The sequence below is a fragment of the Agrobacterium fabrum str. C58 genome, from assembly GCF_000092025.1.
Classification (GTDB): domain Bacteria; phylum Pseudomonadota; class Alphaproteobacteria; order Rhizobiales; family Rhizobiaceae; genus Agrobacterium; species Agrobacterium fabrum.
Map to the genome: position 1 here is coordinate 1272916 of NC_003062.2, position 17587 is coordinate 1290502.

The 17587-nt window shown below is 58.6% G+C and carries 13 protein-coding genes; 8 read left to right on the forward strand and 5 right to left on the reverse strand.

The genetic code is table 11. The features are described 5' to 3' along the window. Window positions 1–43 precede the first annotated feature (43 nt). The 6 genes from ATU_RS06335 (at window position 44) to dnaE (ending at window position 10292) form a co-directional block, all read left to right on the forward strand. Entirely contained in the window at window positions 44–1711 is a 1668-nt protein-coding gene (locus tag ATU_RS06335) for a ribonuclease J (protein ID WP_010971517.1), read from the forward strand. A 176-nt stretch (window positions 1712–1887) separates the two neighbouring features. Next, a complete protein-coding gene (locus ATU_RS06340; protein ID WP_010971518.1) occupies window positions 1888–2157 on the forward strand; it encodes a DUF1467 family protein in 270 nt (89 codons plus the stop codon). 665 nt (window positions 2158–2822) lie between these two features. Then, window positions 2823–4145: a proline--tRNA ligase gene (proS, locus tag ATU_RS06345; RefSeq protein WP_010971520.1), complete on the forward strand. Its 1323-nt coding sequence runs from the start codon at window positions 2823–2825 to the stop codon at window positions 4143–4145. 127 nt (window positions 4146–4272) lie between these two features. After that, the gene (locus ATU_RS06350; protein WP_010971521.1) at window positions 4273–5580 is read left to right on the forward strand and encodes a lipoprotein-releasing ABC transporter permease subunit; all 1308 of its coding nucleotides are present in this window, start codon (window positions 4273–4275) and stop codon (window positions 5578–5580) included. Between the two features lie 15 nt (window positions 5581–5595). Beyond that, entirely contained in the window at window positions 5596–6279 is a 684-nt protein-coding gene (locus ATU_RS06355; protein ID WP_006312688.1) for an ABC transporter ATP-binding protein, read from the forward strand. Window positions 6280–6788: 509 nt separating this feature from the next. Further along, entirely contained in the window at window positions 6789–10292 is a 3504-nt protein-coding gene (dnaE, locus tag ATU_RS06360) for a DNA polymerase III subunit alpha (protein WP_006312686.1), read from the forward strand. An 11-nt stretch (window positions 10293–10303) separates the two neighbouring features. Here dnaE and ATU_RS06365 read toward each other — a convergent pair whose 3' ends face one another. The 3 genes from ATU_RS06365 to ATU_RS06375 all read right to left on the reverse strand — a co-directional run bounded on the left by ATU_RS06365 (window position 10304) and on the right by ATU_RS06375 (window position 13360). Further along, a complete protein-coding gene (locus tag ATU_RS06365) occupies window positions 10304–11542 on the reverse strand; it encodes a L,D-transpeptidase family protein (protein ID WP_010971524.1) in 1239 nt (412 codons plus the stop codon). A 156-nt stretch (window positions 11543–11698) separates the two neighbouring features. Beyond that, window positions 11699–12982 carry a DNA polymerase IV gene (locus ATU_RS06370; RefSeq protein ID WP_035256554.1) on the reverse strand — a complete coding sequence of 428 codons (1284 nt, stop codon included), beginning with the start codon at window positions 12980–12982 and terminating at the stop codon, window positions 11699–11701. Window positions 12983–13051: 69 nt separating this feature from the next. Next, window positions 13052–13360, reverse strand: a complete 309-nt coding sequence (locus tag ATU_RS06375) for a DUF3572 domain-containing protein (RefSeq protein WP_010972655.1) — start codon at window positions 13358–13360, stop codon at window positions 13052–13054. Window positions 13361–13491: 131 nt separating this feature from the next. Here ATU_RS06375 and ATU_RS06380 point away from each other — a divergent pair, with 131 nt between their 5' ends. Together ATU_RS06380 and ATU_RS06385 are read left to right on the forward strand one after the other, a co-directional pair. Next, complete coding sequence (locus tag ATU_RS06380) at window positions 13492–13863, forward strand: response regulator (protein ID WP_003496409.1); 372 nt, start codon at window positions 13492–13494, stop codon at window positions 13861–13863. Window positions 13864–13881: 18 nt separating this feature from the next. Next, window positions 13882–15252 carry a PleD family two-component system response regulator gene (locus ATU_RS06385; protein ID WP_010971526.1) on the forward strand — a complete coding sequence of 457 codons (1371 nt, stop codon included), beginning with the start codon at window positions 13882–13884 and terminating at the stop codon, window positions 15250–15252. A gap of 908 nt (window positions 15253–16160) precedes the next feature. On the opposite strand, the gene rpmG is transcribed toward ATU_RS06385, so the two are convergent. Both rpmG and ATU_RS06395 read right to left on the reverse strand, forming a co-directional pair. Next, window positions 16161–16328 (reverse strand): 50S ribosomal protein L33, encoded by a 168-nt coding sequence (gene rpmG / locus ATU_RS06390; protein WP_003496403.1) that lies wholly within the window; start codon window positions 16326–16328, stop codon window positions 16161–16163. A gap of 89 nt (window positions 16329–16417) precedes the next feature. After that, the gene (locus ATU_RS06395; protein ID WP_162180307.1) at window positions 16418–17584 is read right to left on the reverse strand and encodes an MFS transporter; all 1167 of its coding nucleotides are present in this window, start codon (window positions 17582–17584) and stop codon (window positions 16418–16420) included. Window positions 17585–17587: the final 3 nt, after the last annotated feature.

Genomic DNA, 17587 nt, shown 5'->3' on the forward strand with positions numbered 1-17587 from the left:
ATTGTCGTCGCCTGAGCGCTTTCGTGAATGGACAAGAAAAACAATGGCTAAACAGGACGAACTGGTCTTTGTGCCGCTTGGCGGCGTTGGTGAAATCGGCATGAATCTGGCGCTTTACGGTTATGGGCCGGAGAGCAAGCGCCAATGGATCATGGTGGATTGCGGCGTGACTTTCGCCGGCCCGGACCTGCCGGGCGTCGATCTTGTGCTGCCTGACATCAGCTACATCGCCGAGCAGAAAAAGAACCTCAAGGGCATCATCATCACCCACGCCCATGAGGACCATTATGGTGCAATGAACGATCTCTGGCCGGGTCTCAATGTGCCGGTCTATGCCTCGCCTTTCACCGCCGGCATGCTGGAAGCCAAGCGCGCCTATGAGGGTACCCGTGCCGAAATCCCGGTGACGATTTTCAAGGCCGGCGACCGCATCAATGTCGGGCCGTTCGAAATCGAGGCTGTTGGCGTCAACCACTCCATTCCGGAGCCGATGTCGCTGATCATTCGCACGCCGCTTGGCAATGTCATCCACACCGGCGACTGGAAGATCGACGAGGCCCCGTCGCTTGGGCCGTTGACGGATGAAGCCCGTTTCCGCGCGATCGGTGAAGAGGGCGTGCTGGCGCTGATGTGCGACAGCACCAACGCGCTGCGCGACGGCGTGTCGCCCTCCGAGCATGAGGTTTCCGAAGGCCTGCGCCAGATCATCGAAAGTGCCGAAGGCCGCGTGGCCGTCACCACTTTCTCCTCCAATGTCGGGCGCATCCGCTCGATTGCGCAAGCGGCGGAGGCGGCCGGCCGCGAGGTATTGCTGCTCGGCTCTTCGCTGAAGCGTGTCGTGAATGTCTCGCAGGATCTTGGCATCATGGAAGGCATCAAGCCGTTCCTCGCCGAAGACGAATATGGTTATATTCCGCGCGACCGTGTGGTGGTGATCCTGACCGGTTCGCAGGGCGAACCGCGCGCAGCGCTCGCCAAGCTTTCCCGCGACGAGATGCGCAATGTGGCGCTCGCTTCGGGAGATACCGTCGTCTTTTCCTCACGCGCCATTCCCGGCAACGAAAAGGCGATCATCGAGATCAAGAACGGCCTGATCGAACAGGGCGTTCACATCGTGACCGACAATGAAGCTCTGGTGCATGTCTCGGGCCATCCGCGCCGCAACGAGCTTTTGCGGATGTATGAGTGGACGAAGCCGCAGATCCTGGTGCCTGTCCACGGCGAGGCGGCGCATCTGGTGGCGCAGAAGGAACTGGCCGAGCAGGCCGGCATCTCGCAGGTGCCGAAGGTGCGCAACGGCAATGTTCTGCGCCTGGCACCCGGCCCGGCGGAAGTCATCAACGATGTGCCGCATGGACGCGTCTTCAAGGACGGTAATCTCGTCGGCGATATGGACGAGATGGGCATCAGCAATCGCCGCAAACTGTCCTTCGCCGGCCATGTCGCTGTCAACGTCGTGCTGGACAGCCGTTACGACTTCCTCGGCGATCCCGATGTCGTGCCGTTCGGCCTGCCGGAATTTGATGACGAGGACGAGGCGATGGAGGACACGCTTTATGACGCCGTACTCGGCGCCGTCGAGAGCATTCCGCGCGCCCGCCGCAAGGACCTGGCACTGCTGCGCGAATCGGTGCGCCGCGCCGTGCGCGCCGCTGCCAACCAGAGCTGGGGCAAGAAGCCGATCGTCACGGTTTTCGTAACGAAGGTCTGATCCGGGAGGTGAGGGTGGGGCTTACGAATCCTCCGTCGCCGCTTCGTTGAATTAGGGGGCCGTGCCGAAAAGCGCGGCCCTCTTTGTTTCTTTGTGGCTTTTTGCGCTTCTTGCCGAGAATTGATTCCGGTTCGCCGATGAATGCGTTACAAGGACGCATTGTGCAGGAGGATCACATGCCGCTTCTTTCGGTCTTCGCCGTTTATTTCATCGTCTGGTGGACGGTGCTTTTCATCGTGCTTCCGATCGGCCTGCGCACCCAGGACGAGGAAGGCGATGTGGCACTGGGCACGGTCGCCAGCGCGCCAACCACATTCAAAGGCGGGCGGATCGTTCTGTGGACGACCCTGATCTCGGCGCTGATCTGTGGGCTTTGGTACGGCGCAACCTGGTGGTTCGGCTTCAGCCTTGATGACCTGCCGAGAATTATCCCGGTTTTCGATTGAAAAGGCGCTGACGATGTCGGCCGCGCCTGCATCCGTGCACTCAGCCTGACGGCAATCCGAAGTCTCTGCCCATGCATGTGGCAATTTCCGGCAAACCTGGCTGAGGCCATGTCATATGGATGTCATATCTATCGTGCACACAGCAGCAACGTGGCCGCTTGCGTGATTCATCGCCGTATTCTTACTGGAATGATGGCCGGGAGCGGGGGGGGGCGTGCAAAAGCAAAAAAAAACAAGGCATTTCAGCCTTGTTTTTCAGGTTTCGCGTGATCTGTAACCGTTGCCGGGGCAGCGACGAGCGCGCCTAAGATCTGATCCTCCCAAGACTGACCGCGAAAATGACAAGAATTTAAACTTCCTGCCTCTTTTGTAAGCTAAAGCTAGCCCAAACCCCCATGCTTGTCATCTCATTTTTTGCATATTTGTTACAGTCGGCAAAAAATTCTCTGTGGTGCATTATGTCGCACCCAATCAAGAATATTATTCCGGCCAAAGCGTTTTGACGCGAATTAGCTATCGCGAAAATACCTTGAAATCGCCTTTATCACTCTTTTCATGCCGGGTTTTCTTCTTGGCGGGAAACGGCTATATCCGGCGCCAATATCCCTCTATTCGGGGCGATTCCCGCGCTTATGGCGCTGTCGTCCGTATCAATGGAAGCCGTCATGCGTCTTAGCCGTTATTTCCTGCCCATCCTGAAGGAAAACCCCAAGGAAGCCGAGATTGTTTCTCACCGCCTCATGCTGCGCGCCGGCATGATCCGGCAGCAATCGGCTGGCATCTATTCCTGGTTGCCGCTCGGCAAGCGCGTGCTTGATAAGGTCAACAAGATCATCCGCGAGGAGCAGAACCGTGCCGGCGCCATCGAGCTTCTGATGCCGACGCTGCAAACGGCCGAACTCTGGCAGGAAAGCGGTCGTTACGACGATTACGGCAAGGAAATGCTGCGTATCAAGGACCGCCAGGACCGCCAGATGCTCTACGGCCCCACCAATGAGGAGATGATCACTGACATCTTCCGTTCCTATGTGAAGTCCTACAAGAACCTGCCGCTGAACCTCTATCATATCCAGCTAAAGTTCCGCGACGAGGTGCGTCCGCGTTTCGGCACCATGCGCTCGCGTGAGTTCCTGATGAAGGATGCTTATTCCTTCGACCTGACCAAGGAAGACGCGATCCATTCCTATAACAAGATGTTCGTGGCCTATCTGCGCACCTTCGAGCGCCTTGGCCTGCGCGCTATTCCGATGCGCGCCGATACCGGTCCGATCGGCGGCAACCACAGCCATGAATTCATCATTCTGGCCGATACCGGCGAATCCGAAGTCTTCTGCCACAAGAGCTTCCTTGACCGCGCCATCCCGGCCGAAAGCACCGATTTCGACGATGTCGCGGCGCTGCAGGGCGTGTTCGACGAGTGGACGGCCGATTACGCCGCGACGTCTGAAATGCACGACGATGCTGCCTACGATGCCATTCCCGAAGGCGAGCGCCTTTCCGCGCGCGGCATCGAGGTTGGCCACATCTTCTATTTCGGCACCAAATATTCCGAGCCGATGGGCGCGAAAGTGCAGGGCAAGGATGGCAAGGAACACCCTGTCCACATGGGTTCCTATGGCATTGGACCGACACGCCTTGTTCCCGCCATCATTGAAGCATCGCATGACGAGAATGGAATCATCTGGCCGGCCTCGGTCGCTCCTTTCGATGTCGTGATCATCAACATGAAGGCTGGCGATGCGGCCTGCGATGCGGCTTGTGAAAAGCTGTATTATCAGCTCTCCAACGCCGGCAAGGATGTTCTCTACGACGATACCGACGACCGTGCAGGCCAGAAATTCGCCACAGCCGATCTGATCGGTGTGCCGGTGCAGATCATCGTCGGCCCGCGTTCTGTTGCGAACGGCGAAGTCGAAGTGAAGGACCGCAAGACCGGCGAACGTGAAACCGTCACAATCGAGGCGGCAATGAACAAGGCGCTTGGCTAAGCGCAAAGGGAAAGATGGGAGCGGCCTTCATGCGAAGACCGCTCCGGTTTTATGGCGCAGGCGCTGCTACGATTGGGACCGATCTTTGGAAAAGACCGATCCTGCAAATTGAGATCAGGGAGACGACATGGCAAAAGCCGATGCTGACAAGGGTGCGGCTCCTTCCGCCCGGGAAAGGACCGCCCGGCCTTTTTCCGCTTTTGAACGCATGGTGGCCTGGCGTTATCTGCGGTCGCGGCGCAAGGAAGCCTTCATTTCCGTCATCGCCGGTTTTTCTTTCGTCGGCATCATGCTGGGTGTGGCGACGCTGATCATCGTCATGGCTGTCATGAACGGTTTCCGCACCGAACTGATTTCCCGCATTCTCGGCATTAACGGTCACATGATCGTGCAGCCGATCGATCAACCGTTTAACAATTACGATGAACTGGCGAAGAAGTTTTCAGCCGTGCCGGGTGTCACCATGGCCTTGCCGCTGGTGGAGGGCCAGACGCTTGCCTCCGGCCGTGGCGGTGCAGGCTCCGGCGCGCTGGTGCGTGGTGTGCGCCAGGAGGACATCGACAAGATCAAGGAAGTCGCCACCAACATCAAGACCGGCGATCTCGTCGGCTTCATGGCAGGTGACGGCGTTCTCGTCGGTTCACGGCTCGCCTCCCAACTGGGCGTGACGGCGGGCGACGATATCACCCTCATTTCGCCGGAAGGCGACGTGACGCCCATGGGCATCAATCCACGTGTTAAATCCTACAAGATATCAGGCGTCTTCGAGATCGGCATGTCGGAATATGACGCATCGATGATCTATATGCCGCTGTCCGAGGCGCAGCTTTATTTCAATGCCAACGGCATTGTGCAATCCATCGAGCTTTACGTCAGCCGGCCTGATGATGTCGACGGCATCCGACCGCTGGTGGAGCAGGCCGCCGAACGGCAGATCTATATCACCGACTGGCGACAGCGGAACCAGACCTTCTTCTCCGCTCTGCAGGTGGAACGGAACGTGATGTTCATGATCCTCACCCTCATCGTTCTGGTGGCGGCGCTCAACATCATCTCCGGCCTCATCATGCTGGTGAAGGACAAGGGCAGCGATATCGCCATCCTTCGCACCATGGGCGCAAGCTCGGGCGCGGTGATGCGCATCTTCTTCATGACCGGGGCCGCCATCGGCACCGTCGGCACCTTTGCCGGCGTCGCACTCGGCGTCCTTGTCTGCCTCAACGTGGAATCCATCCGACAGTTCTTCTCCTGGGTATCGGGCACGGTGCTGTTTGATCCGCAGCTCTATTTCCTGAGCCAGCTTCCCGCCGAAATGGATTTGAGCGAGACCATCACCGTCGTCATCATGGCGCTGACGCTTTCTTTCCTGGCAACGATCTTTCCGGCCTGGCGGGCTTCCAAGCTCGATCCGGTGCAGGCCCTGCGTTACGAATAAGGACCGCTTCGCAATATGGCAAAAAAAACAGTGCTGCGGCTTACCGGTGTCGAGAGAACCTATGGTCAGGGCGAGACATCGCTTTCAATTTTGCGCAAGGCCGATTTTGAATTGAAGAGCGGTGAGATGGTGGCGCTGGTCGCCCCATCGGGCACCGGCAAATCGACGCTGCTGCATCTGGCGGGGCTTCTGGAGCATCCTGATGCGGGTGAGGTGCTCATCAACGGTGCGCCCTGCAACGGCCTGCCGGATGAAGCGCGCACCGCGATCCGCCGTAGCGATATCGGTTTCGTTTATCAGTTCCATCACCTCCTGCCGGAATTCACCGCGGTGGAAAATGTGATGATGCCGCAGCTCATCGCCGGCCTCACGCAGGCGGAGGCACGCAAGCGGGCAAGCGCGCTGCTCGATTATATGCGGGTGGGCCATCGTGGTGAGCACCGTCCGGCCGAACTTTCGGGCGGTGAGCAGCAGCGTGTCGCCATTGCCCGCGCCGTTGCCAATGCGCCGCTGCTGCTGCTGGCCGACGAGCCGACTGGCAATCTCGATCCGGAAACCGCGCATTATGTTTTCGATGCGCTGGAGGCGCTGGTGCGTCAATCCGGCCTCGCGGCGCTGATCGCGACCCACAATCACGATCTTGCCAACCGCATGGATCGCCGCGTGACGCTCGCCGACGGCAAGATCGTCGATTTTTAAAGCGCTTTGCCGAGCGAGGCCTATCCCCGCGCATCGGGTGTCTTCCTTTTATGAGACGGACCCGGAACTGCATGTCGCGAGAAACCGCCCCCTTGGGTGCGCCTTGAGCACACCCGCTCTCCATATTTTGAATCTTTCTCGGACCCGGAGGTGTTTTCACCTCCGGGTTTTTTCTCTTTGGAGTCAGCGGCTTGCCATTTGCCCGGACGGAACCGAAGGCGATTCTCGAACATTAGCAATAGCAATATCAGCAGAACCCTGTTGACAATCGAACAAAATGAGAACAAAGTTGGAACATAACGAGTAAGGAGAGACCAATGACTGATTTCATCCGTGACGTTGCCGCTTTCGCCTCCATCGCTGTCTTTGTTGCCAGCTTCTCGGTGATCCTCACCGCCCTGTGAAGAAGACACCGGCGCAGAAGACTGTATGGACGCCGCAAACTGGTGGACATTGAGCGCCGGAAATCGGAAAATCGCCCCCTCGATTCAGAATGACAGGAAGACGATATGGGCGATACGGTTGTGCGTGGAGAGACCTCTGGTGAAACGCTGAAGACCCCCGGTTTCGTCCATCTTCGGGTTCATTCCGCTTATTCCCTGCTTGAGGGGGCGTTGCCCCTCAAGAAGATCATGTCCAAGGCCGTTGGGGACGGCCAGCCGGCCATTGCCATTACCGATACCAACAACCTCTTCGTTGCGCTGGAATTTTCCGAAAAGGCGCGGGACGAAGGTCTGCAGCCGATTATCGGCTGCCAATTGTCCATCGACATGCAGGATGCGGCGGAGGATCGCCGCAACCACAACAGCCATCTGCAGAAACTTCCCGCCATCGTTCTCCTTGCCGCCAATGCGGAAGGATATGAGCGGCTGGTGGATCTCGTCAGCCGTGCCTATCTGGACGGTGAGGGGGGCAGCCATTCCGTGCACATTACCCGTGCATGGCTTGAGGAAGCCTCCAATGCCGGTCTCATTGCGCTGACAGGCGCTTCCGGCGGCCCCGTCGATATGGCGCTGAAGGAAGGCCACGCCGCGCAGGCGAAAGAGCGGCTGCTGACGCTGAAGTCACTTTTCGGTGACAGGCTTTATATCGAATTGCAGCGCCAGTCCGGTTACGACCGCTCCCATGAGCGGCGCTTGATTGGTCTCGCTTATGAACACGATATCCCCCTCGTTGCCACCAACGAGGCGTTTTTCCCGTCCAAGGCGGACTATGAGGCACATGATGCACTGATGGCGGTGGCACATAACGCCATCGTTTCCGATGACAGCCGGTTCCGCCTGACACCCGATCATTACCTCAAGAGCCGTGACGAGATGACGGCGCTGTTTGCCGATCTTCCCGAGGCACTGGAGAACACCGTCGAGATCGCGCTCCGTTGCTCGTATGTGCTGAAAAAACGCGGGCCGATCCTGCCGCGTTTCACCGGCGCCAGCGACGATCCGGAAGCGGCGGAACGGGCCGAAACCGAGGAACTGCGCCGACAGGCTGTCGAGGGGCTGGATCAGCGGCTTTCCGCGCTTGGCATGGCGCCCGGTTATACGGAACAGGATTATCGCGAGAGACTGGATTTCGAACTCGGCGTGATCTCGCGCATGAAGTTTCCCGGTTACTTCCTGATCGTTGCCGACTTCATCAAGTGGGCCAAGCAGCAGGATATTCCGGTCGGCCCGGGCCGTGGTTCGGGTGCCGGCTCTCTCGTCGCCTATGCGCTGACCATTACCGATGTCGATCCGCTGCGCTTCTCGCTGCTGTTCGAACGCTTTCTCAATCCCGAACGCGTTTCGATGCCCGACTTCGATATCGACTTTTGCCAGGATCGCCGCGAAGAGGTGATCCGCTACGTGCAGCGCAAATATGGGCGCGAGCAGGTGGCGCAGATCATCACCTTCGGTTCGTTGCAGGCGCGCGCGGCCCTGCGCGACGTCGGCCGTGTGCTGGAAATGCCCTATGGCCAGGTGGACAAGATCTGCAAGCTGGTGCCCAACAACCCGGCCAACCCGACGCCGCTGTCCAAGGCGATCGAGGAGGAGCCGCGCCTGCAGGAGGAGGCGGACAAGGAGCCGGTCGTCGCCCGCCTGCTGGATATCGCCCAGAAGATCGAAGGACTTTACCGCCACGCCTCCACCCATGCCGCCGGTATCGTCATCGGCGACCGCCCGCTCTCCAAGCTGGTGCCGATGTATCGCGATCCGCGATCCGATATGCCGGTTACCCAGTTCAACATGAAATGGGTGGAAAGCGCTGGCCTCGTCAAATTCGACTTTCTCGGCCTGAAGACGCTGACGGTGCTGAAAGTGGCCGTCGATTTTGTTGCCAAGCGCGGCATCAAGGTCGATCTCGCGGCCATTCCGCTCGAGGACGCCAAGACCTACGAGATGTTGTCGCGTGGTGAAACCATCGGCGTCTTCCAGGTGGAAAGTGCGGGCATGCGCAAGGCGCTGATCGGCATGCGTCCGGACTGTATCGAGGACATCATCGCGCTGGTGGCGCTTTACCGCCCCGGCCCGATGGAAAACATCCCGGTCTATAATGCCCGCAAACATGGCGAGGAGGAGCTGGAATCGATCCATCCGACCATCGACCATCTCCTCAAGGAAACACAGGGCGTTATCGTCTATCAGGAACAGGTGATGCAGATCGCCCAGGTCCTGTCAGGATATTCGCTCGGCGAAGCCGATCTTCTGCGCCGCGCCATGGGCAAGAAGATCAAGGAGGAGATGGACCAGCAGCGCGAGCGTTTCGTCGATGGCGCCATTAAAAACGGTGTGTCGAAACCGCAGGCCAACACCATCTTCGACCTTCTGGCGAAATTCGCCAATTACGGCTTCAACAAGAGCCATGCTGCAGCCTACGCCATCGTGTCCTACCAGACCGCCTATATGAAGGCGCATTATCCGGTGGAGTTCCTCGCGGCCTCCATGACACTCGATATGGCCAACACGGAAAAGCTGAACGATTTCCGTCAGGATGCCGGTCGTCTCGGCATCGAGGTCGTCGCACCCTCGGTACAGACCTCCTTCCGCCAGTTTGAGACGGGCGAAAACCGCATCTATTATTCGCTGGCCGCCATCAAGGGCGTGGGTGAGGGGGCGGTGGAACACATCGTCCAGGTGCGTGGCGAAAAGCCATTTACGAGCCTTGAGGATTTCTGCCTGCGCATCGATCCCAAGCAGATCAACCGGCGTGTGCTGGAAAGCCTGATCAATGCCGGCGCTTTCGATTGTTTCGGCCGTGACCGCGCCGAGCTGATCGGTGGACTGGACCGCATCATCGGTTATGCCCAGATGGCCCAGAACAACCGCACCATCGGTCAGTCGGACATGTTCGGCTCCGGCGGCGGGACAGGCCCGGAAAAGCTCATTTTGCCGGCGTTCCAATCCTGGCTGCCATCGGAAAAGCTGATACGCGAATATCAGGTGCTCGGTTTTTACCTTACGGCCCATCCGCTGGATACTTACCGGCCACTGCTGGAGAAATTACGGGTGCAGAATTTCGCCGATTTTTCCGCAGCGGTTAAGCAGGGCGCGTCCACCGTCGGGCGTCTGGCCGGTACCGTCACGGGCAAGCAGGAGCGTAAGACCCGTACCGGCAACAAGATGGGCATCGTTACTTTTTCCGATGCATCGGGCCAGTATGAGGCGGTGCTGTTTTCCGAAGGGCTTGCCCAGTTCCGTGATCTGCTCGAGGTCGGCAAATCGCTGGTCATCAACGTCCAGGCGGAAGAACGCCCGGAAGGCATCGGTCTGCGTATCCAGACGGCTCAGTCGCTGGAAGAAAAATCCGTGCAGATGCAGAAGGCGCTTCGGGTTTATGTACGCGATTCCGGCCCGCTGAAGACGGTGGCCCGTCATCTCAACACAAAGGGCGACGGATCGGTTTATTTCATCGTCATCAAGGATGAAGGCAGCCGCGAGATCGAGGTGGAACTGACGGAGAAATACCGCATTTCACCTGAAATCGCCGCCGCATTGCGGTCCGCACCCGGCGTCGTTGATGTGGAACTGGTGTAAGGCGTAAGCCCTCACACCGGGCCCTCTTTCGTGACCGTGATGAAGTCGGTCCCGGTCCCTGTCTCCATCTGGTGACTGATATCGGAAACGGTGATCGAGCTTCCGCTTGAAAGCTCCTGCTCGATCCGGTGGCGTATCTCCGCTGGGATTTCGAGACGGCTGAGCACGCCGCTCAACTGGTCGAAGCCGCCGGGCGCTTCGGTAACGGTAATGCCAAGCCGCTTGCGGGCAGCGGCCGGCAGATGATTTTCGAGCGTCACGCCGTTCCATTCGGCGGTTCCGGCAGCGCGGTCTACGGAAACGGCTTCGAGGAAATGGGTTCCGAGCGCCACTTCCGGATCCTTGATATCGATGGCCGCTTCGAACAGCGGCTTGAAGTCCTGCCGCACCATGATCTGGCCATTCGGCGGATGATCCTCATCGGCAGAGGCGTAGAGCGCCGTCACAAAGGCGTCGGTCAGAAGCGGCCCGGTGGTTTTCAGCCCTTTCCAGCGCTTGAACCCGTTGATGGCGTTCACCGTCATCTCGCCGGCATAACCATCGGCAGAACCGGCATCGAAGCCAAGGCGTGTCAGCGCGGCCTGGATATCCATTACCTTTTCCCGCTCGCCACGACGCGTAATGAGAATGCGCAGCGGCGAGGAGGCTTTGGTCTTTGCCGCCGGTTTGATGGCCTGCGTTTTTTCATTGACGGCAACCTCGACCGCACCCAATGCTGCATCGAAGGTCGCCGGGCGCAACTCCACATCCGACAGAAGCAGCTTGCCGTCATCGGCATCGTCGCGCGGCGCAAACAGCGCTGGATGCTCTACGAAACGCAGGGAAACCGGGCGATCGGTGATGATGACATGCACACCGGCCCGCGTGTCTCCGAAAAGTGACTTCGCGAATTTCGAGGGCAGGCGCACGCAGCCATGCGAGGCTGGATAATTCGGCACCTTGCCCTCGTGTAGCGCGATGCCGGACCATGTCAGCCTTTGCATGAACGGCATGGGCGCGGCCGAATAGATATTCGACTCGTGGTATTTCCGCTTTTCCAGAATGGAGAAGATGCCACTCGGCGTCTCGTGCCCGGCCTTGCCGGTGGAGACTTTCGAGGTAGCGATGATCTCACCATTCTCATAAAGCGAGAGCGACTGGTCGCTTTTGGACACCAGTATCTGCAGCGACCGGCTGTCGGCGGCAAGTGCCGGAAAGGCAAGAATGCTGGCCGACAGCATGCCGGTCAGAAGACGGAGGCGAAGGGACATGACGCAATACACCACATGCACAAAACTTCCCTCACTCAACCACGCGAAGTTTAATGAAGTTTAAGGAAGCGGCGACGGCAACATCACTAATTTGTGTAAAATCTAAAATACATTGCGCACGTTGGTGGGAAGGTCCGCATGGTCGCCTTCAGTTCTCTATTTGCGGGTGCGGAAGGTGTAGCCAGTCTCGACGCTGCCCTTGCCGAACTTATCGCGCAGCTTGTCCATTGCCGCCTCCGCCGCGGCCCGCCGCGTGGCCTGTCTGTCAACGAGATCGGGCGGATCGGCAAGACCGGCATCGCGCAGATCGCTGACGCCGATGCCGATGAGGCGGAATTTCGTGCCGTCGGTTTCTTTTTCCAGCAGGGCAAGGCCGGTGCGGAATATGCGGTCGGCAAGCTGAGTGGGGTCATCAAGCCTGCGGTTGCGGGTGCGGCTCTTGAAGTCCGCCGTTTTCATCTTCAGCACCACGGTCTGGCCGGCAATACCGCTTTTCTTTAACCGCCAGGCAACTTTTTCGGAGAGTGACCGCAGGATTGGAACGAGGTCCTCATGGCGGGAAATATCGTGGAAGAAGGTGGTTTCGGACGATACGCTTTTGACCGGATCGTTATTATGCACATGCCGCTCGTCAATGCCGCGTGCGAGCCGGAACAGCCGCTGCCCCATCACGCCGTAACGGCGCATCAGCTCGCTCTCCTCCATCTCCTGCAATTGCGCGATCATGCGGATGCCATCCGCCTCCAGCGTCGCTGCAAAGGCCTTTCCCACGCCCCAGATCGTCGTGACCGGGCGCGCTGCCAGAAAGGACAGCGCCTCCGCTTCGCCGACAACAGAAAAGCCGCGTGGCTTTTGCAGGTCCGACGCGACCTTGGCGAGAAACTTGCAATAGGAAAGCCCTGCCGAAACACTCACCCCCACCTCTTTTTCAACGCGTCCGGTGAACTTCGCCAGCACCCGCGCCGGCGGATCGTGATGCAGCTTCTCGGTACCTGAAAGATCGAGAAACGCCTCGTCGATGGAAAGCGGCTGCACTAGCGGCGTCAATTCCTGCATCATGGTCCGGATTTCACGGCCGACACGACTGTATTTTTCCATATCCGGCTTGATGACGACCGCATCCGGGCAGGCTTCCAGTGCCTTGAACATGGGCATGGCGGAGCGCACGCCGTGGATGCGGGCGATATAACAGGCGGTGGAAACCACCCCGCGCTTGCCGCCGCCAACGATCACAGGTTTATCGGCCAGTTCCGGATTGTCGCGCTTTTCGACAGAGGCATAAAAGGCATCGCAATCGATATGGGCGATGCTCAGATCGTAGAGTTCGGAATGATAGAGAAGACGCGGGCTGCCACAGGCGCGGCAACGCCTCAACCCTTCTGGCTGGCCAGCCAGGCAGTCGCGGCAAAAACCGGGATCATAGCGGTGCGACGTGGACATGGGTCGAAAACAAAACCAGAACGTAGCCAACCATACTCCGGCTGTGGTGGCCGCTCAAGGGGCGTCCCGTCAATACACACCTGAATCCAGTCCCGGCCCGGAAAAATGGTGCCAGGCGGCGGCCACCGTTTCGGGGGGTGTATCGGTGGCGGCGCAGAACGCCATCAGGTCCGGCTCGTGGCTCATCAGGAAATCCGTCAGCCCCGCCAGAAAGCCGGGATCATTGACGGCCTGGCGCAGCATATTGGCCTGTAACCCGCTCAAGGCCAGAAAACGCGACAGCATGTCCGGTTCGTTTGCCAGCCAGCCAAGTATGGCGGCCGCTGTTTCTTGCGGATCCTGGCCGGCATTGCCTTTGTTTTTTGTCTCGCGCAGCATTTCTTCCCCGAAGTTACCTATTTTGAAACCAAATCCCTCTAGCCTTGCGCAACGAATGGACGATGGAATCGGTTCTCTGGCAACTTATATGTCTGGATGAAGGTTTCAAAGCGAAACGGGGACTGCCCACCATGCCCAAGCAGGTCATGATAGTCGAAGACAACGAGCTGAACATGAAGCTCTTTCGCGACCTGATCGAGGCGTCTGGTTATACCACCATACAGACGCGTAACGGCATGGAGGCGCTCGATCTCGCCCGCAAGCACCGCCCGGACCTCATCCTCATGGATATCCAGCTGCCGGAGGTTTCTGGGCTGGAAGTGACGAAGTGGCTGAAGGAAGATGACGAGTTACACGTCATCCCGGTCATCGCGGTCACGGCCTTTGCCATGAAGGGTGACGAGGAGCGCATTCGCCAGGGCGGATGTGAGGCCTATGTGTCCAAACCGATTTCCGTTCCGAAATTCATCGAAATCATCAAGACCTATCTTGGCGATGCGTAAGGCGGTTGGGGAACTGTTATGACGGCGAGAGTTCTGGTTGTTGACGACATACCCGCAAACGTGAAGCTTCTCGAGGCTCGGCTTGTGGCGGAATATTTCGACGTCGTCACCGCAGAGGATGGTTTCAAGGCGCTGGCGATCTGCGATGAAGAGCAGGTCGACATCATTCTGCTCGATATCATGATGCCGGGCATGGATGGTTTCGAAGTCTGTGAAAGGCTGAAGGCCAATCCAAACACCGCCCATATTCCGGTTGTCATGGTCACCGCGCTCGATCAGCCGTCGGACCGTGTACGCGGCCTGAAGGCCGGCGCCGACGATTTTCTCACGAAACCGGTCAACGATCTTCAGCTGATCGCCCGTGTCAAAAGCCTGGTTCGTCTGAAGGCCGTGAGTGACGAGTTGCGGCTGCGTGCGGAAACTGCGCGGCAGATCGGCATCGAGGAGATGCTGCGGAGCGACGGCCTGATGCAGACGCCGGGCCGCGTGCTGGTTGCGGATGGTCGCGCCAGCTCGCAGGAACGCATCATCCGGGCGCTGAAGCCGGTCGCGGAGGTCGATGCCGTCACGGAGCCGCAGGCGGCTCTGCTCAAGGCGGCGAGCAGCCCCTTCGAGCTCGTCATCGTCAATTCCAATTTCGAGGACTACGATCCGCTGAGACTGTGTTCGCAGTTTCGCTCGCTGGAGCGCACCCGTTTTCTGCCGTTGCTTCTGGTGGCGGAGCAGGGGGCGGATGAGATGGTGGCGCGTGCGCTCGATCTTGGGGTGAACGATTATATTCTCCGCCCGATCGATCCGAATGAACTCGTCGCCCGTTCGCTGACGCAGATCAGGCGCAAGCGCTATAATGAACATCTGCGGCTCAATCTGCAGCATACGATGGAGCTTGCGATTGTAGACGGGCTGACGGGCCTCAACAATCGTCGTTATCTCGATAGTCACCTGAAGATACTTTTCGACCGGGCTGCCGTGCGTGGTCGCCCGATCTCCATCTGCATGACCGATATAGACCGCTTCAAGCTGGTCAATGACACCTATGGCCACGATGTCGGCGATGAGGTGCTACGGGAATTTGCAGCACGCATCCGCAGCACGGTGCGCGGCGCGGATCTCGCCTGCCGTTATGGCGGAGAGGAATTCGTCGTCGTCATGCCGGATACGCCCATCGAGCTTGCGGCAAGCGTCGCCGAGCGCCTGCGGGCAATCGTGGAAGACAAGCCCTTTTATGTTCGTTCCATCGATCGGGAACTGAGCATCACCGCCTCCCTCGGCATCGCCACCAGCAGTGGCGCCTTCGGCGCGCCGGACGAAATATTGAAGCAGGCCGACAAGGCGCTTTACGAGGCGAAACATGCCGGACGCAACCGCGTCGTGGCCGCCGCGGCCTGAGCCGGCCGCGGGCAATTAACCACGACTGTTTGCGCAGCCTCTCCGGCATATCCCGGCGAAATAGCTATTCGCAAATCGAAGCCGACGTCGCGAGACCGCAAGCCATTGACCCCAGATGTATTTTATCTCTTTACAATGAAGGGATGAAATCGGGTGGCATTAATAGAGTTCAAGTTGAAAAATACGTTGAATTCAATCTCGTAGAGAACTATAGTGTGCCAGCTTGGTATATTTAACCATGTTTCTCAGGGAATGTATCTCTGGCTTAAGAATTTGTTGATTTTTATTTTACTTCTGCGCACACTCACAATCGAGAGTAACAGTTCTTCCGGCGGTTTGTCGGTCTTGCGATGATGGAATGATGGCGGCTTTTGCCGTTTCGATTTCGCTCGTCAGGGGCTGGTATTGCGTAGTTTGAATGCCCCATGATGCTCAGGTCCGCCGCATCTCCTGAATCGTGGGGTCGGTCGGCTGACGATGTCCGAATCGGTTCCTCGTGCCGTAATCACATCGTTGGCCGACCGCCTTCTTCCCGAAAAAGCCTGTTGGTGGCGTTCGTATTGCGAGGCGCCGGTTCTTGTGCCGATTTCTGGCATGGCCGTGCGACGTCGGTAAAGGGGCAGGGGCGGATATAGGCACGGGGGTGCTTGCAGCAGCCTTCGTGAATGCCTGCGGATATTTTGGCGATTTGTTTATTGAGCGGGCGGCAGGCTCTTGCCCGTCAGTGCCTTCACGCGTGCTTTGCCAATGGCGGCAGCAATTCCGCGGGCGTGTGGGGAGGCTCTGCCTTTATTTCCACGATTGGGAAGCCTGTGGAAGCGAAGAACGTCGGAGTGGCTTCTTTCCTGCAGCACAAACAAAAAACGCGCCCATTGGGCGCGCTATTTGCCGGAGAACCGATCAAGACATTACTTGATCTTGGTTTCCTTGAATTCGACGTGCTTGCGTACGACCGGGTCGTACTTCGTCTTCGTCATCTTGTCCGTGAACGTACGGCTGTTCTTGGTGGTGACGTAGAAGGTACCGGTGTCGGCTGTCGACAGCAGCTTGATCTTGATTGTTGTAGCTTTCGCCATGGTCGTCCTGCCTTTAAACAAATGAGAAGCCGCAGGCGCTTCTCACCTCGGCTAAATCTGGCGCGAAACTACGTATCGCGCCCAAAAAGTCAAGCCTGTTTTGCCCGGAAAACAAAACGGAACCCATAAAGCACCACGTAAAGCCCGAAAAATACGGCAAGCGCCCAGGCGAAACCGTCAGTGCCCGCAACATCCATGGAAATGCCGACGGCCTGCGGTCCGGCGATCGTACCCATGGCGTAACAGAAGATAAAGGCGGCATTGGCGGAGACCAGATCGGCCCCCTTGAGTCGTGAACCGAGATGGGTCAGGCCGACCGTGTACATGCCGGAGACGAGGCCACCCCAGAAGAGCAGCAGCGCCGCCACCAATATCCAGCTATCCACCAGGAGCGGCAATGCCAGTGTCCCGCAAACGCCCGCAAAGGCCATCAGGGCGAGCAGGGTGCGCCGATCCTTCAGCCGGTCGGAAAGCAGGCCGATCGGTATCTGGAAGACCATGTTGCCGATCCCCATCACCGTCAGCAGAAGGGCTGCCTGCGATTCGTTGAAACCTTCACGGGTGGCGTAGATGGGAAAGAGCGACAGGCCACCTGCCTGCACCGAACCGAACACGAAAGCTGCAGCCGATGCCATCGGCACCAGCCAGACGTAACGGATGAAATGGTGATTGGGGTGCTCGTCCAGTTCCGGGCTTTCGCCGCGCGCCATGAAGATGGGGATGGCGGCCAGAAGGATGATCGCGGCGCCGACGATAAAGGGCAGGATGCCTTCGCTGCCGACGACGGAGAACAGCAACGGACCAACGGCGAAACCGACCGCAAGGCCGGTGGCATAGATGCCGAGCACCATGCCGCGTTTTTTCGGCGGCGCGGTCGTGTTGATCCAGTATTCGGACAGTATGAACAGTGTGGTGGTGGCGCCGTGGAAAACGATTCGCAGCGGAAACCACATCCAGAAGGCATCAGCGAAATAGAAGCAGAGCGCACTCAGCGCCGAAATGACCACGGCCAGCAGCATGGTTCGCGCCACGCCGAAATCATGGGCGATCTTGGTGGTGACCGGAGCCGCCATCATGGCCGCAACGCCGGCCATCGCCGAATTCACCCCGATCATGGTCGAGGAGATGCCGCGCTTTTCAAGAATGATCGATAGCAGCGGCAGCCCAAGGCCGATGGCGACACCGACTGCACTGATGGCGGAAATTGCGGCGATCAGTGAGGGCCAGTGGATGGCATCCGCTTCTTCGCATTTCATTTG

Coding starts and splice junctions, on each gene's coding strand:
- ATU_RS06335 (WP_010971517.1), top strand. CDS start 44: ATGGCTAAACAGGACGAACTGGTCTTTGTGCCGCTTGGCGGCGTTGGT.
- ATU_RS06365 (WP_010971524.1), bottom strand. CDS start 11,542: ATGTCCCTTCGCCTCCGTCTTCTGACCGGCATGCTGTCGGCCAGCATT.
- ATU_RS06340 (WP_010971518.1), top strand. CDS start 1,888: ATGCCGCTTCTTTCGGTCTTCGCCGTTTATTTCATCGTCTGGTGGACG.
- ATU_RS06370 (WP_035256554.1), bottom strand. CDS start 12,982: ATGTCCACGTCGCACCGCTATGATCCCGGTTTTTGCCGCGACTGCCTG.
- dnaE (WP_006312686.1), top strand. CDS start 6,789: ATGGGCGATACGGTTGTGCGTGGAGAGACCTCTGGTGAAACGCTGAAG.
- ATU_RS06350 (WP_010971521.1), top strand. CDS start 4,273: ATGGCAAAAGCCGATGCTGACAAGGGTGCGGCTCCTTCCGCCCGGGAA.
- rpmG (WP_003496403.1), bottom strand. CDS start 16,328: ATGGCGAAAGCTACAACAATCAAGATCAAGCTGCTGTCGACAGCCGAC.
- ATU_RS06380 (WP_003496409.1), top strand. CDS start 13,492: ATGCCCAAGCAGGTCATGATAGTCGAAGACAACGAGCTGAACATGAAG.
- ATU_RS06385 (WP_010971526.1), top strand. CDS start 13,882: ATGACGGCGAGAGTTCTGGTTGTTGACGACATACCCGCAAACGTGAAG.
- ATU_RS06395 (WP_162180307.1), bottom strand. CDS start 17,584: ATGAAATGCGAAGAAGCGGATGCCATCCACTGGCCCTCACTGATCGCC.
- ATU_RS06375 (WP_010972655.1), bottom strand. CDS start 13,360: ATGCTGCGCGAGACAAAAAACAAAGGCAATGCCGGCCAGGATCCGCAA.
- ATU_RS06355 (WP_006312688.1), top strand. CDS start 5,596: ATGGCAAAAAAAACAGTGCTGCGGCTTACCGGTGTCGAGAGAACCTAT.
- proS (WP_010971520.1), top strand. CDS start 2,823: ATGCGTCTTAGCCGTTATTTCCTGCCCATCCTGAAGGAAAACCCCAAG.